This is a genomic window from Microbacterium sp. MEJ108Y (assembly GCF_000834175.1).
Classification (GTDB): domain Bacteria; phylum Actinomycetota; class Actinomycetes; order Actinomycetales; family Microbacteriaceae; genus Microbacterium; species Microbacterium forte.
Genome location: NZ_JXQX01000004.1, coordinates 80,375 through 94,511, shown reverse-complemented (window position 1 = coordinate 94,511; position 14,137 = coordinate 80,375). Strand labels below are relative to the sequence as shown.

The following is a 14,137-nucleotide window of genomic DNA, read 5'->3' as shown; positions in this document are numbered from 1 at the left end:
GGTCAGGCAGGGGGCTCCGAACCGCTGAGGTCATGCTCCCTTGATCTCCGCAACGAGCCGCGGATCAGACGAGGTGCTCGAAGAGGGCGCGAACGGCTGTCTCGACGGCATCCGGGTCGCCCGCGCGCATCGCGTGCGCGGCGGCTTCGGCCGCGACGGATCGCGCCTGAGCCACACCGTAACCGCGGGTGATCCCGGAGAACTGCAGGGCGCACTGGGCCAGGATCGTTGCCTCGACGAGATGGATCGCCTGGCGAGGATGCTCGATGAGGTCGGTCACGGCAGTGAGGAACCCGATGACTGCCGCGTGGCGGCTGGTGTCCCCGACGGCGCCGCCGATCTCTTCGGCGTGGAGCGCGAGTTCTGAGCGCACGCCCTCGGCGGTGGTCGGCAGTGCCTTCTTGAGCGCTGTGCCGGCGAGCACCCCGGCATAGCTGAGGGCGGCGCAGGAATCGGACGCGGAGAAATCGGCGACCTTGGTGTAGCGGGCGGGAGTGACCTCGACCAATCCGATGTCGCGGAGCCGGATGATCGCTTCGCGGATCGGGTTCAGCGACATGTGCAGCTCCTGAGCGAAGCGTGCGGTGTCGAGCCGGTCACCGGACACGTACTCGCCCCGGAGAATCGCCGCGAGGATGTGCTGGAAAGCGAGTTCGGGCAGCGGAACGGGGCTGCGATGACTCCACTGGTGCGTCCGTAGCTCGACGTGGGCGATGGTCATCTGAGGCTCCTCGGGATCCGTTGCGGACGCCCCCGTTCGCAGGGGCGTCCACTAACCAGACCCGCTGGCGCACGGAATATTACGCGACGGCGTCAGAAAGGTCCGAGAAGCCCCGCCTGACAGCGCGTGCGGGGCAGCACGCCACCACGGAATCCCGATCGCTGCACTGTTCAGACCACGCTGGTGCCGGGTTCCGCGGCGAACTCCTCGAGAGCGGCGATGACGTCATCCGACAGCTCGACCTGGCTCGCAGCCACCGCGTCGTCGATCTGGCCGGTGCGCGAGGCTCCGATGATCGCGGTCGTCACCACGGGGTCGCGCAGCACCCACGCGACGGCGAGCTGCGGGATCGACAGACCCGCCTCCTTCGCGACGCGGTCGATGCCGCGGATGCGCTCGAGGTAGCTGTCGGTGAGGGCCGATCCGTTGAGGAAGTGACTGTTCGCCGCGCGCGAGTCGGCGGGGACGTCGCCGTCGATGTACTTGCCGGTGAGCAGACCCTGAGCGAGCGGCGAGAAGACCGCGCTGCCGACCTTCAGCCCACGCAACGCCGGGAACAGCTCGGCCTCGGGAGTGCGGTCGAACAGCGAGTACCGGGGCTGGTGCAGCAGCAGCTTCACTCCCTGGTCCGCCAGCAGCTCATAGGCCTGCCGAGCGAGATCCGCCGGGTAGTTCGAGATGCCGACGTAGAGCGCCTTCCCGCTGCGCACGATGTCGACGAGCGCCGTCACCGTCTCCTCGAGCGGCGTCTCGGAGTCGGGGCGGTGCGAGTAGAACACGTCGACATAGTCGGTGTTTATGCGCCGCAGGCTCTGCTCGAGGGAGCGCGTGAGGTATTTGCGCGAGCCGCCGTCGCCGAACGGGCCCGGCCACATGTCGTACCCCGCCTTGGTCGTGACGAACAGCTCGTCGCGATAGCGGGCCAGGCCGCTGTCGAGCACGGCGCCGAACGTCGACTCGGCCGATCCGTAGGGCGGACCGTAGTTGTTGGCGAGGTCGATGTGCACGACCCCGCGGTCGAAGGCGTGCAGGACGATCTCGCGCTGGCTGTCGAACGAGCGATCGCGTCCGAAGTTCTGCCAGAGGCCCAGCGACACCTTGGGCAGCTGGATGCCGCTCGCGCCCGCGCGCTGGAACGGCACGTCGGTGTAGCGGGTGGACGCGGCCTCGTAGGCGTGCGTCAGGCGGGGGTCATCAGCGGCGATGGGCATGGACGATGCTCCTCTGCAGGCGGGGGAAGTTCTCCAGGATAGCGTTTTCTGGCGGCCGACCGAGGGCATGGATCGCGGTCGCCAGCGCCATCCGGGATGCCTCCGTGGGACTCGGCTGATCGGTCCGCCTTCCCGATCGACCGACCGCTGTCAAGCACCCCCGCGAAGTCGACGGGCGGGGTAGCGTGGCGCAGAGACGGCGATCGCCGCATCCACCCCCGCTCCTCGCGGGAGACGAGAAGAGGTCCATGATGGGCAGGACCCCACCGTCGAAGCGCTCGGGCACGTCGAACTCCATCGTCGTGACCGGCGCACGTGTGCACAACCTTCGCGATGTCGACGTCGCGATCCCTCGTGACGCCCTCGTCGCCTTCACGGGCGTCTCGGGCTCGGGCAAGAGCTCGCTGGCATTCGGCACGCTGTACGCCGAAGCCCAGCGTCGGTACTTCGAATCGGTGGCGCCCTATGCGCGGCGCCTGATGAGCCAGGTCGACATCCCCGATGTCGATGCCATCGAGGGGCTGCCCCCTGCCGTCGCCCTCCCCCAGCAGCGCACCGCCGGCAGCGCCCGATCGACCGTCGGCAGCGCCACGTCCATCGGCAACGTCGTGCGCATGCTGTACTCGCGCGTCGGGACCTACCCGCCTGGCGCCGACCCGCTGTTCGCCGAGGACTTCTCCGCGAACACCGTGCAGGGCGCCTGCCCGCGGTGCCACGGAATCGGGCAGGTGTATGACGTGCCCCTGCACCTCATGGTGCCCGACGAGTCGCTGACGATCCGCGACCGTGCTCTCGATGCCTGGCCCCGGGCGTGGCACGGCAAGCAGCTCATCGACAGCCTGATCTCCCTCGGCTACGACATCGACATCCCGTGGCGCGATCTGCCGGAGGAACAGCGTGAGTGGGTGCTGTACACCGAGGAGTCCCCGCAGGTGCCGGTGTTCACCGACCGCGGCCCGGCGCAGGTGCGCAAGGCCGTCGCCGCCGGCATCGAGCCGTCGTACATGAGCACGTTCGTCGGGGTGAAGCAGTACGTGCTCAACACCTTCGCCCACTCGAAGAGCGCGAAGATGCGCGAGAAGGCGGCGGGCTTCATGGTCAGCGTCCGCTGTCCGATGTGCGAGGGACGCCGGCTGAAGCCCGAGGCGCTCGCCGTGACGTTCGCCGGTCTCGACATCACACAGATGGCCGCGCTGCCGCTGGCCGACCTCTCGGCTCTCCTCGAGACGGCCCTCAACCCGTCCGACGGCGGTTCGGCCGCCGAATCCGACAGCGAAGCGCTCGCGCCCGAGAAGCAGCTCGCCGCGCAGCGTCTGGTCGACGAGCTGCGCGACAGGGTCTCTCCGATCATCGAGCTCGGTCTGGGATACCTCTCGCTGGATCGGTCGACTCCCACCCTCTCGTCTGGGGAGCTGCAGCGCATGCGCCTCGCGACCCAGGTGCTCTCGCAGCTGTTCGGGGTCATGTTCGTGCTCGACGAGCCGTCTGCCGGGCTGCATCCCGCCGACGGCGAAGCGCTCGTGCGCATCCTCCGCTCGCTCAGGGACTCGGGCAACACGGTCTTCTTCGTCGAGCACTCCCTCGATGTGATCCGGCATGCGGACTGGATCGTCGACATCGGCCCCGGCGCGGGAGCCACGGGAGGCGAGATCGTTTACTCGGGTCCGATCGACGGGCTCCGCGAGGCCGAGCATTCCCAGACTCGGCGCTACCTGTTCGCCGATGCCTCGGGCGCCGAACAGCAGACGCCGAAGGCGGGCCCTCGCGAGCCCGACGGCGAACTCGTGCTCACCGATGTCTCACGGAACAACCTCCGCAGCGTCTCGGTGTCGATCCCCCTGGGCTGTCTCACCGCCGTCACCGGCGTCTCCGGATCGGGCAAGACGTCTCTCGTCACCCAGGCCCTGCCCGATCTGCTGCAGAAGAGCCTCTCCAGCGAGGTGGACGGCTCGACGATCGACACGTCGAGAGACGAGCAGAGCGTCGCGACAGCTGATCCGCTGTTCTCCTCGCCGACGGCGGAGACGGCGGGGCGCGCGTCCGGTCCCGCCGGCCGCGTGCGCCGGGTCGTGCAGGTCAGCCAGAAGCCGATCGGCCGCACGTCACGATCGAACGTGGCGACGTACACGGGGCTCTTCGACCGCGTCCGGGCTCTGTTCGCCGCGACTCCGGAAGCACGCCGACGGCGGTACGCCGCGAGCCGGTTCTCGTTCAATCTGCCGAGCGGACGATGCCCCACCTGCAAGGGCGAGGGAACGGTGGAGGTGGAGCTGCTCTTCCTCCCCACCGTCCATGCTCCCTGCAGCACGTGCGGCGGCACCCGCTACAACCCGGACACCCTCGAGATCGAACTCCACGGGCACACCATCGCCGACGTGCTCGCCCTGAGCGTGAACGACGCGCGTGTTCTCTTCGCCGACGATGCCGACGTCGCTCGACACCTCGACGCGCTTCTCGACGTGGGGCTGGGGTATCTGCCGCTGGGTCAGTCGGCGACCGAACTCTCCGGCGGCGAGGCGCAGCGAGTGAAGCTGGCGTCCGAGCTGCGGCGCGCCCAGCACGGCGACACCCTCTACCTGCTCGACGAGCCCACCTCGGGACTGCATCCGTCGGACACCGATCGGCTGCTCGTGCACCTTCAGCATCTGGTGGACGCCGGCAACACGGTCGTCATGGTCGAGCACGACATGCGCGTGGTCGCGCAGGCCGACTGGGTGATCGACATGGGCCCCGGCGCAGGAGACCTCGGGGGCACGGTCGTGGCGCAGGGGACCCCGGGCTCGATCGCCTCGGCGAGCGGGAGCACGACGGCGTCGTACCTTGCGGCCGCCCTCGCAGCACGGTGATTCCGGACCACGTGCCTGAAACAGAAAATCCCCGCGTGAGCGGGGATTTCTACTGCGGAGACGAGGGGATTTGAACCCCTGGTCCCCGTGAGGGGACTCCACCTTAGCAGGGTGGTGCACTCGGCCGGACTATGCGACGTCTCCAGGCATCCGCTCCGTGAAGATCGGATGCACCTTGCAAGCATAACGGGTTCCTGTGGCAGTCACGAATCGCCGTACCGATCGTTGAGCGAGGCCCGCGAAGCGGCCCGAGACGAAACGTGGCAGGTTCCGCCGAAGGGGTCGCGACGTTTCGTCTCAGTCGACTGCGTCGTCTTCGCTCAACGACCGGGGTCGCGTCAGGCTGCGCCGGAGCTCGACTCCCGCACCACGAGTTCGGGCTGGAACCGCACGCGGCGGTCGTGCTCGACCCCGTCGAGCTCTTTCAACAGCAGGTCGACCCCGGTCCAGCCGAGCAGCCTGGCCGGCTGGCGCACCGAGCTCAGTGGCACGACGGTGGCGGAGGCGAAGTCGATGTCGTCATATCCGACCATCGCGATGTCATGGGGCACGCGGATGCCGGAGCCGAAGCTGAACGCCTGCAGCAGCCCGACGGCGAGTAGGTCGTTCGCGGCGAAGACGGCATCCGGACGCGACTCTGCCGGACGCGCCGCGATCGCTTCGCCCGCCGCCCGCCCCTGGAGAACGGAGAGAGCGGACTGCTTGACGATCTCGAGCGTCACATCGGGGTGGGCCGCGACCGCCGCCTGCACTCCGCGAAGACGATCGGCGACCTGCTGCACCGATTGCGGCCCGCCGACGAAGGCCAGACGACGACGCCCGGATGCGAGCAGGTGCTGGGCCGCGAGACGGCCGCCCTCGACGTCGTCGACGGAGACCGACGGAAGAAGCCCCTCCTCCACCTCACGGTCGACGAGGATCACCGGCATCCCCCCGGCGGCGAAACGATGCACGGCCGAGAGATCCTCGGAGGCAGGGGTCAGCAGCACGCCGTTGACCCGCTGTTCCTGGAAGAGCTCGAGATGCGCCAGCTGGCGCTCGTCTCGTTCATCGCTGTTGCCGAGCAGCACGGTCATTCCGGCATCCGCTGCTCTGTCTTCCGCTCCCCTGACCACCTCGGCGAAGAACGGGTTGCCGATATCGGGCACCACGAGGCCGATGCTGCGGCTGCGACCGGCGCGCAACTGCCTGGCAGCGTCGTTGCGCACGAAGCCGAGCTCCTGGATCGCCCGCTGCACGCGTTCGACCGTCTTGGCTGACACGCGCTCCGGCTGATTGAGGACATTCGAGACGGTGCCGACCGAGACGCCGGCCGCAGCCGCGACGTCCTTCACCCCTACCGCCATCGCATGCCTCCGTCTGTTCGCGCGTGCGCCAACGACTACCTTCTCATTCCGTGCGGTGCACTCCGCGCCTGCGACGCGCGGGCACGGCGACGACGGCGAGCGCCGCACAGCCGATCCCGGCGATGAACAGCGGCGCGAGCGCCCAGGTCACGACGCCGGTGAAGACCGCGGCGGCCGCGATGTAGGCGGCGCCTGCGGCATCCGCTCGGATGGCTGCCGTCATCTCCCTTACCGCTGCGCGCCACCCCTGCTGAGGAGACCAGGCACCCGCGGCCATCAGGATCGCGACGGCGAGAACGAGAAGCCCGGCCCAGCCGACGACCGCGATGACCTCGCCCCCGGGCAAGGCACCAGACCCGGCCAGCACGACGTCGAGCGTGAGCACTCCCGCGATCAGCGCCGCCGCAACACCGACCACGAGCGAGGGCAGGATGCCGGCACGCACGTCATCCCAGAAGAGACCTGCCCGCGAGTCCTCCGCGGCGACGAAGCGACGCAGATGACGGATGCCGGCGGCGAGCGCGATCGGCAGGGTGACGACGCCGAGGGCCACGACGGTCATCATCAGACCGATCGTGAGCACCTCGCCGAACAGACCGAACTTGGCGGTCGCCCCCGGGTTGACGCCCGGTTCGATGCCGGCGACCGTCGGGCCGGCGCCCGAGCGCGCCTCGCGCTTCGCCGCCCGGTGCTCCCGGCGGTCTCCGCTGATGACCGACATGGCTATCCCTTCAGACCCTGCGTCGCCACACCGTCGACGAGGAAGCGCTGGAACACCACAAAGAAGAGCAGCACCGGCAACAGCGCCACGAACGAGGCCGTGACCGTGGCCCCGTAGTCCGACGTCGACGACTGGTCGTTGTACAGACGCAGCGCGATGGGCAGCGGATAGTTCTCGGGGCTCGTCAGGTAGAGCAGCGGCCCGAGGAAGTCGTTCCACGCCCAGATGAACGAGAAGATCGCGCAGGTGATCAGGGCGGGCTTGATCAGCGGCAGGATGATCGCCCAGAAGATCCGGAAGTGACCGGCGCCGTCGATGCGTGCCGCTTCGTCCATGTCGCGCGGCATCTGGCGGATGAACTGCACGAGCAGGAAGACGAAGAACGCCTCGGTGGCCAGGAACTTCGGCAGGATCAGCGGGATGAAGGTGTCGACCCATCCGAGCTGATTGAAGATGATGTACTGCGGGATGATCACGACGTGGAACGGCAGCAGCAGCGTGCCGATCATCGCGGCGAACAGCACCCCGAGACCCTTGAACTGCACCCGGGCGAACGCGTAGGCGGCGAGAGCCGACGAGAGCACGGTGCCGACCACGGCGGATGCCGCGAGGATCAGCGAGTTCAGGAAGAAGCGCCACATCGGCACTCCGGCGATGCCCTCCATGACCTTGCCGTAGTTCTCGATCGTCGGCGCCTGCGGGAACAGACCGGGGTTCTGACCGAACTCGGAGTTCGGCTTGAACGTCGACAGGAACAGCCAGAGCAGCGGGTAGAGCACGACCGCGGTCAGCACGAGAAGGCCGACGAACCAGATGACGGTCTGCCAGGTCTTGCGCTTCACGCGCCGGCGAGGCGAGGGGGCGGATGCCGTGACGACGGCTTCTGTGATGCTCATTTGTCGTCTCCCGAGTAGTGCACCCACGACCGCTGGGTGCGGAACAGGATGAAGGCGATGATCGCGACGACGATCAGCAGGACCCACGCGATCGCTGCCGCGTAGCCCATCTGTCCGTCGGAGAATCCTCGCTTGTACAGGTACACGGTGATGAAGTTCGTCATGCCGGCGGGTCCGCCGGTGCCGTTGGAGATGATGTACGCCGAGGCGAACACCTGGAAGGCGCCGATCAGACCCAACAGCAGGTTGAAGAACATCACCGGTGAGAGCATCGGGATGGTGACGGCACGGAAGCGGCGGTAGGCGTTGGCCCCGTCCATCTCGGCCGCCTCGTACAGCTCCTTCGGAATCTGCTTGAGACCGGCGAGGAAGATCACCATCGTGGCCCCGAACTGCCACACGGCGAGCAGGATCATCATCGGGAGCACGAGGCTCGGGTTTCCGATCCACCCACCGAGGTCGACGCCGAAGACCTGCAGACCGCTGTCGACCGGACCGTCGGACGAGAACATCGCGCGCCACACGATCGCGACCGACACGGAACCGCCGATGAGCGACGGAGCGTAGAAGGCCGAGCGGAAGAAGCCGGCGCCCTTGTCGCGATAGTTCAGGAGCATCGCGACGCCGAGCGCCGCGGCGAGGGTGATCGGGGTGCCGATGAACACGTAGACCAGGGTGATCTGCGCCGACTGGATGAAGTTCGGGTCGCTCGTGAAGAGACGGATGTAGTTGTCCAGCCCGATCCACTTGGGCGGCTGGAAGATGTTGTACTTCGTGAAGGAGAGGTACAGAGAGTAGATCATCGGCACGGCGGTCAGGCCGAAGAAGCCGATGAGCCAGGGGGTGAGGAACGCATACCCCGTCGCGGTCTCGCGGCGCAGACGTGCGCGCTGACCCGGTCGTGCCAGTTCCTTCTCGGGGCGTCGGCCGCTGCGCAGCGTTCGTCCTCGTCCGGACTTCTCGTCCGTGACGATCGTCCTCGTCGCCGTCGTGCTCATGACAGCTCCTTCCGAAGTGTGCGGGGTGCGGTGGGCCGGGTGGAGATCACCCGGCCCACCGACGGAATCACTGGTTGAGGTCGACGTCCATCTCGGAGAAGAACTGCGTCACGGCCTCGTCGACCGTCGTCGTGCCGAAGTTGAGCTCGGTGCCCAGCACGCGGAACTTCTCCTCGAGGGTGCCGTAGCCGACGATCGGCACGGGCGGGGCGTCGCCGAGGCGGTCGGCGATCGACTCCTCGTAGTCCTTGACGATCTGGCTCATCGGGTCGAGCTCAGCTGCCTCGAGAGCGGTCTCGGAGGCGGGGAGACCACGGTTGGTTCCGAAGATCTCGCCGGACTCAGGCGAGTTGACCAGGAAGTTGACGAGCGTCGCCGCCGCCTCCGGGTGCTCGGTCTTGGCCGAGATCGTGTGCAGCATCGACGGCTTCAGGTAGAGGTCCTTCTCGCCCTCCTTCGTCACGGGCGGGGCGACGAGGCCCAGCTCGGTGTAGCTCTCGCCGAGGTTGGCGAGGTAGCCCGCACCGAAGTTGTCCCACGTCATCTCGCTGGCGTTCTTCGCCGCGTCGAATGCCGTGAGCGGGTTGAGCTCCTCGACGACCTGCTGCGGCACCACGACGCCGTCGCGGATGTCATCGCCGGACTCCCAGAACTCCTTGAGGCGGTCCTCGTCGAAGCCGGGGGTGCCGTCTTCGTCGAACAGGTTCTTGCCCTCGCTGCGCAGCTGCAGCTCGAAGTTCTGGATGCGGCCGGTCCAGTCGGACCCGCCCCAGAACTCGCCTGCGCCCGCCTCGGTGACCTCATCCATCCAGTCGTCGTAGTCCTCCCAGTCGCCTCCGGCGAACTCCTCGACACCCGCGGTCTCGAGCAGCGTCGGGTTCGTGAAGACACCCCATGCGTTGGTCGAGGTGGCGATGCCGTAGGTCGTGTCGTCGACCACGCCGATGCTGAGGATGTTCTCGGGCAGCGGGTCGGTCTCGATGACGGATCCGAGGTAGGGCTCGAGGTCGAGCAGCAGTCCGTTCTCGGAGTACTGACGAAGGTAGGAGTAGTCGAACTGCATGACGTCGGGGAGACCGCCACCGGCCGCCTCGGTCTGACGCTTCTCCCAGAACTCCGGGAATCCGAGGAAGGTCGCGTTGACCGTGATGTTCGGGTACTCCTCGTTGAACGCCTCGATCGCCTGGTTGTAGAGGTCGGCGCGGACGTCGTTGCCCCAGAACGCGAGGTCGAGGGTGACCTTCTCGTCGGGGTCGTAGGTGGGCTCGCCCTCAGGGCTGCCGCCGCCGGCGCAGCCGGCGAGTACCAGCGCTGCGCTGGTGGCGACGGCCGCTGCGGCCGCCAGACGCTTCTTGCTGAACATCGTTGTCCTCTCTGGTGAACGTCCTCGTTCGGCAATGCCGCGGAACGCCTGTGTCCATGTGGTGCGGGGAGCGATCTCCATAGTGCGGGGAAAACGCTTACCTGCACGCTAATCCAGATTGAAACGTTTCGCAACCGGCAATTCGCGACGACGATTACATCGATTACCGCGGGATCTTCCAGTCTTTCACGACGAGGTTCCCGGCCTCGACCTCGAGACCCAACCGATATACCGCCGCGCGCCTCCGCTCACCCGTCGCGGCGTGCACCGGTGCTGCCTCCGCGGTGGCGAAGAAGTAGAACCAGAGGTCGTCTCCGCGGTGCACCTGAGCGCCGTGATTGCCGTGCCCTCCCCCGGGAGCATGGGCGAGGATGACGGCATCCTCACCACCCTGACGGGCCCACCGGATGCCGTCTTCGGAGCGGTACACGCCCATCCCGCGCCATTCGTCGACGATCATCCACCAGAATCCGCCGAGGTCGAAGACCGTCGGCCCCTCATGGGGACGTCCGCCGATCGCGACGCCGTCGAGACGCCAGTCGTCGAGGTCGACGGATGACGCGACCATCGTGACCGAGTCCGCCGCCTCGTCCTTGTACCAGAGGCGCCACCGTCCGTCGGGGGTGCGCGCGACCGCTGCGTCGATGACCCGATCGCTGCTCAACGCGAGCGGACCGCGTCGTTCCCAACGACGGAGGTCATCTGAGAGGTACTCGACGATCGAGCGCGCGAAACCGGGCCAGCGATCGGGGATGCCGTCGATCTCCGTGAGGTACATGCGCCAGCGCTCACCGTCCCAGACGACCTCGGGCGCCCAGTGGGTGCGGTCGACCTCGCGGGGCGGTGGCCCGGGCACCAGACCGAGGCCGGATGCCGCCGGCTCCAGAGTGCCGTCGTAGCGCCAGTCCACTCCGTCTTCCGAGGTCGCGACGCCGATGCGGCTTCCGTGGATCCAGGAGACCCCCGGCCCGGCGTCCTCGAGGCTCGCCCGGCGCTGTGTATAGAACATCCACCACAGCCCGTCCGCGTCGATCACGACTCTCGGGTCGGTGACGCCGTCGTAGACGGGGTCGCGATAGAGCTCTCTCATCGGCGCAGATCGGTGACCGGGCTCGCGAAACCGGCGCGGTGGGTGGGGTGTGCGGCCAGGATCTCGGGGGTGATCACGGCGCCGTCAGCCGCGGCCGAAGCGTAGATCCCCGCCACGATCTCGAGCGAACGAGCAGGCGCGTCCGCGGTCGCCGGCAGCGGCCCGCCGTCGAGCAGAGCGTCGAAGACGTCACGCAGCAGCGGCTCGTGATCGCTGCGCTCCTCGGCATCCGGGAATCCCCACCCCTCGGCCTCGGATTCGAAGCCCGGCGCCGCGGTGATCCGCCAGTTCTCGTGGCCGTGCCCGTAGACGTGATCGACCGTGATCGTGGCCTTCTGCGTGTCGATGCGGATCGAGCTCGCCTCTCGGGGCGACACCGCACTGGTGATCAGCTGAGCGACCACGCCCCGGTCGAACACGATCGTCGCGGTCGAGACGTCCTCGGTCTCGGTCTCGCGGTCGAGGCGCCAGAGCCTGCCCTGCACCGACGACCAGTCGCCCAGCAGGTGCGCGAGCAGGTCGATCTGATGGATGCCGTGACCGAGCGTCGTGCCACCGCCCTCGGTCGCCCATTTGCCGCGCCACGGCACCGCGAAGTAGTCGGCGTCGCGGAACCAGAGCGTCTGACACACGGCGACCAGGGGGCGTCCGAGCGCGCCGCTCTGCAGCAACGAGCGCACGTGTGCGGCGGCCGTTCCGGTGCGCTGCTGGAAGACGACCGCAAGCTGTCTGCCGGCGGCATCGGCGGCGGCCCGCATGTCGTCGAGCTCATCGAGCGACGGCGCCGGCGGCTTCTCGACGACCACATGCGCACCCGATGCGAACGCGGCGAGCGACTGCTCGCGGTGCGGAGCCGGCGGCGTGCAGATGAGCACGACGTCGGGCTGCTCGGCGGCGAGCATCTCGTCGAGGTCGCCGTAGGCGGCAGCGATGCCGTATCTGCCGGCGAACTCCTGGGCCTTCTCGAGGCTGAGATCGGCGACGGCGACGAGCTCTGCGCGCGGGTACGCGGCGACGGCGCGGGCGTGCGAGTTGGCCACGGCTCCGGTGCCCACCAGGGCAGCGCGAAGTCTCTTGTCTGACGTCATGGGTCCTCCTCAGGACGGAGAGTCGGGGTCATCTCATGCCGTTCTGCACCAGGTGCAACCGAGCGTATCGCCCGTCTGCGGCGAGCAGCTCGTCGTGCGAACCCTGCTCGACGATGCGTCCGCGTTCGAGCACGACGATGCGGTCGGCCTGGCGGATCGTCGACAGGCGGTGCGCGACCACGAGCGTCGTGCGACCGCGCATGAGCCTTTCGAGCGCCTCCTTGACGAGCCCTTCGGACTCGGGGTCGAGGGCGCTCGTCGCCTCGTCGAGCAGCAGGATCCGCGGGTCGCGCACGAGGGCGCGGGCGATCGCCAGCCGCTGCCGCTGACCACCCGAGAGGCGCGCGCCTCGCTCGCCGACGACGGTGTGCCACCCCTGCGGCTGCTCGTTCACGAACTCCCACGCGTTTGCGTCTCGCAGAGCCCGTTCCACCCGATCCGGCGTGACATCCGGCATGCCGTAGGCGATGTTGTCGAAGACCGAGCCCTCGAACAGCACCGACTCCTGAGGGACGACCGAGATCGATCGGCGCACTGTCCGCAGGTCGAGCTCCTGCATGTCCTGACCGTCGAGCCTGATGCGACCGCTCGTGGGTCGGACGAACCCGAGCACGAGGTTGAGGAGCGTCGACTTCCCCGATCCCGACGACCCGACGAACGCGACCGTCTCGCCGGGAGCGATGCGCAGATCGATCTCGAACAGGGCGTCATCGTCGGCATCCGCATACCGGTGGCTCGCCGCATCCAGCACGATCTCGCCCGCCACCGTCGAGACCATGCGCTTGCCGGAGTTCTGCTCGACGTCGGGCTCCTGAAGCACCTCGGCGATCGAGCGCACCGACTCGAGGCCGCGGGCTCCGACCGGAATGAGCATCAGCAGCTGGGTGAGCCCGCCGGTCAACAGGGTGAAGTAGCTCGAGAGCATCACGACCTCGCCGGGCGTGATCGGCAGGAAACCGGTGAGCGCGCACACGGCCGCGAGCATGAGGCAGGCGACGCCGAGCAGCTGCATCGCCACCCACGAGATCGACGCCACCCTGCCGTTCAGCAGGTCGAGGTCGAGGCCCGCCTTGCGGACTCCGTCTGCACCGCCCGCGACACGGCTGATCGCCGTCTCCTCGAGTCCGTGAGCGCGGGTCACCGGGATCAGCGACGCCATCTCGCCGACCCGGGCAGACAGCGCCTCGATCTCGCGGCGGAAGACCTCGTTGCGACTCTGCGAGCGATTGCGCATGCCATAGCGGATGCCGATGGCGATCGGCACGGCGAGGGCATAGACGGGAAGGAACTGCGGCACCGTGATCGCCGTCATCCCGAGTGCACCGAGCATCACCATGGTCGATGACAGCAGCGGATGCGTGACCTGCTGCAGCATCAGCTCGACGTTCTCGACGTCGCGCACGACCTTCGTCTGCACGATCGACGAGCTCATCCGCGTGTGATATCCGATCGAGAGACTCTGCAGTCGGGCGGTGAGGGCGTTGCGCAGGTCGGCGCCGAGGTCTCGCACCACGGTCATGAAGTTGCGCGTGTAGATGATGTGGTTGGGGTAGTTCTGCAGCAGGAGCACCGCGGCGAGCGCGAACCACCACAGCACCTCGGTCACCTCGCCGTCGCTCGCCACCACGTCGATGATCGCCGCGGTGATCACCGGCAGGAACCAGAGCGGAATCTCCTTGATCGCGAACGCGGTGATCGCGAAGGTCAGCCGCCAGGGCCGGCGGGCGATGAGGCGCAGCACAGAGCGAGTCGGATGATTCCCATCGATGAGCGCGGTCGGATGGGAAAGCGCTTTCTGTGCCATGGTCCTATCGTAGAGTCACCGCACCTCTCACGGAAGCGCGACCCCCGAATCGG

General features: G+C 67.9%; 11 protein-coding genes and 1 tRNA gene. 1 reads left to right on the top strand and 11 read right to left on the bottom strand.

All coding sequences use genetic code 11. The annotated features are described in order from the left end of the window. Positions 1-64 precede the first annotated feature (64 nt). Positions 65-721: a GntR family transcriptional regulator gene (locus RU09_RS17995; protein WP_052492827.1), complete on the bottom strand. Its 657-nt coding sequence runs from the start codon at positions 719-721 to the stop codon at positions 65-67. A 170-nt stretch (positions 722-891) separates the two neighbouring features. Then, positions 892-1,932 (bottom strand): aldo/keto reductase, encoded by a 1,041-nt coding sequence (locus RU09_RS02360; protein WP_042537061.1) that lies wholly within the window; start codon positions 1,930-1,932, stop codon positions 892-894. Positions 1,933-2,180: 248 nt separating this feature from the next. Between RU09_RS02360 and RU09_RS02355 the strand changes: the two genes are divergently transcribed. Then, positions 2,181-4,778 carry an excinuclease ABC subunit UvrA gene (locus tag RU09_RS02355; protein ID WP_231567450.1) on the top strand — a complete coding sequence of 866 codons (2,598 nt, stop codon included), beginning with the start codon at positions 2,181-2,183 and terminating at the stop codon, positions 4,776-4,778. Positions 4,779-4,833: 55 nt separating this feature from the next. On the opposite strand, the gene RU09_RS02350 is transcribed toward RU09_RS02355, so the two are convergent. From RU09_RS02350 to RU09_RS02310, 9 genes are all read right to left on the bottom strand, one after another. Then, positions 4,834-4,922: transfer RNA gene (locus tag RU09_RS02350), tRNA-Ser, on the bottom strand. A gap of 194 nt (positions 4,923-5,116) precedes the next feature. Next, entirely contained in the window at positions 5,117-6,124 is a 1,008-nt protein-coding gene (locus RU09_RS02345) for a LacI family DNA-binding transcriptional regulator (protein WP_042537059.1), read from the bottom strand. Positions 6,125-6,167: 43 nt separating this feature from the next. Beyond that, positions 6,168-6,845 carry a hypothetical protein gene (locus RU09_RS02340; protein ID WP_042537057.1) on the bottom strand — a complete coding sequence of 226 codons (678 nt, stop codon included), beginning with the start codon at positions 6,843-6,845 and terminating at the stop codon, positions 6,168-6,170. Between the two features lie 2 nt (positions 6,846-6,847). Next, positions 6,848-7,741, bottom strand: coding sequence for a carbohydrate ABC transporter permease (locus RU09_RS02335; RefSeq protein WP_042537055.1), 894 nt, complete (start codon positions 7,739-7,741; stop codon positions 6,848-6,850). Further along, positions 7,738-8,739, bottom strand: a complete 1,002-nt coding sequence (locus tag RU09_RS02330; protein ID WP_042537052.1) for a carbohydrate ABC transporter permease — start codon at positions 8,737-8,739, stop codon at positions 7,738-7,740. Before RU09_RS02330 ends, RU09_RS02335 begins: the two co-directional genes overlap by 4 nt. Before the next feature lie 67 nt (positions 8,740-8,806). Then, the gene (locus RU09_RS02325; protein WP_042537050.1) at positions 8,807-10,102 is read right to left on the bottom strand and encodes an ABC transporter substrate-binding protein; all 1,296 of its coding nucleotides are present in this window, start codon (positions 10,100-10,102) and stop codon (positions 8,807-8,809) included. Positions 10,103-10,265: 163 nt separating this feature from the next. Further along, positions 10,266-11,192: a hypothetical protein gene (locus RU09_RS02320; protein WP_042537048.1), complete on the bottom strand. Its 927-nt coding sequence runs from the start codon at positions 11,190-11,192 to the stop codon at positions 10,266-10,268. After that, positions 11,189-12,280, bottom strand: coding sequence for a Gfo/Idh/MocA family protein (locus RU09_RS02315; protein WP_042537046.1), 1,092 nt, complete (start codon positions 12,278-12,280; stop codon positions 11,189-11,191). Before RU09_RS02315 ends, RU09_RS02320 begins: the two co-directional genes overlap by 4 nt. A gap of 28 nt (positions 12,281-12,308) precedes the next feature. Next, the gene (locus tag RU09_RS02310; RefSeq protein ID WP_042537044.1) at positions 12,309-14,084 is read right to left on the bottom strand and encodes an ABC transporter ATP-binding protein; all 1,776 of its coding nucleotides are present in this window, start codon (positions 14,082-14,084) and stop codon (positions 12,309-12,311) included. Positions 14,085-14,137 lie beyond the last annotated feature (53 nt).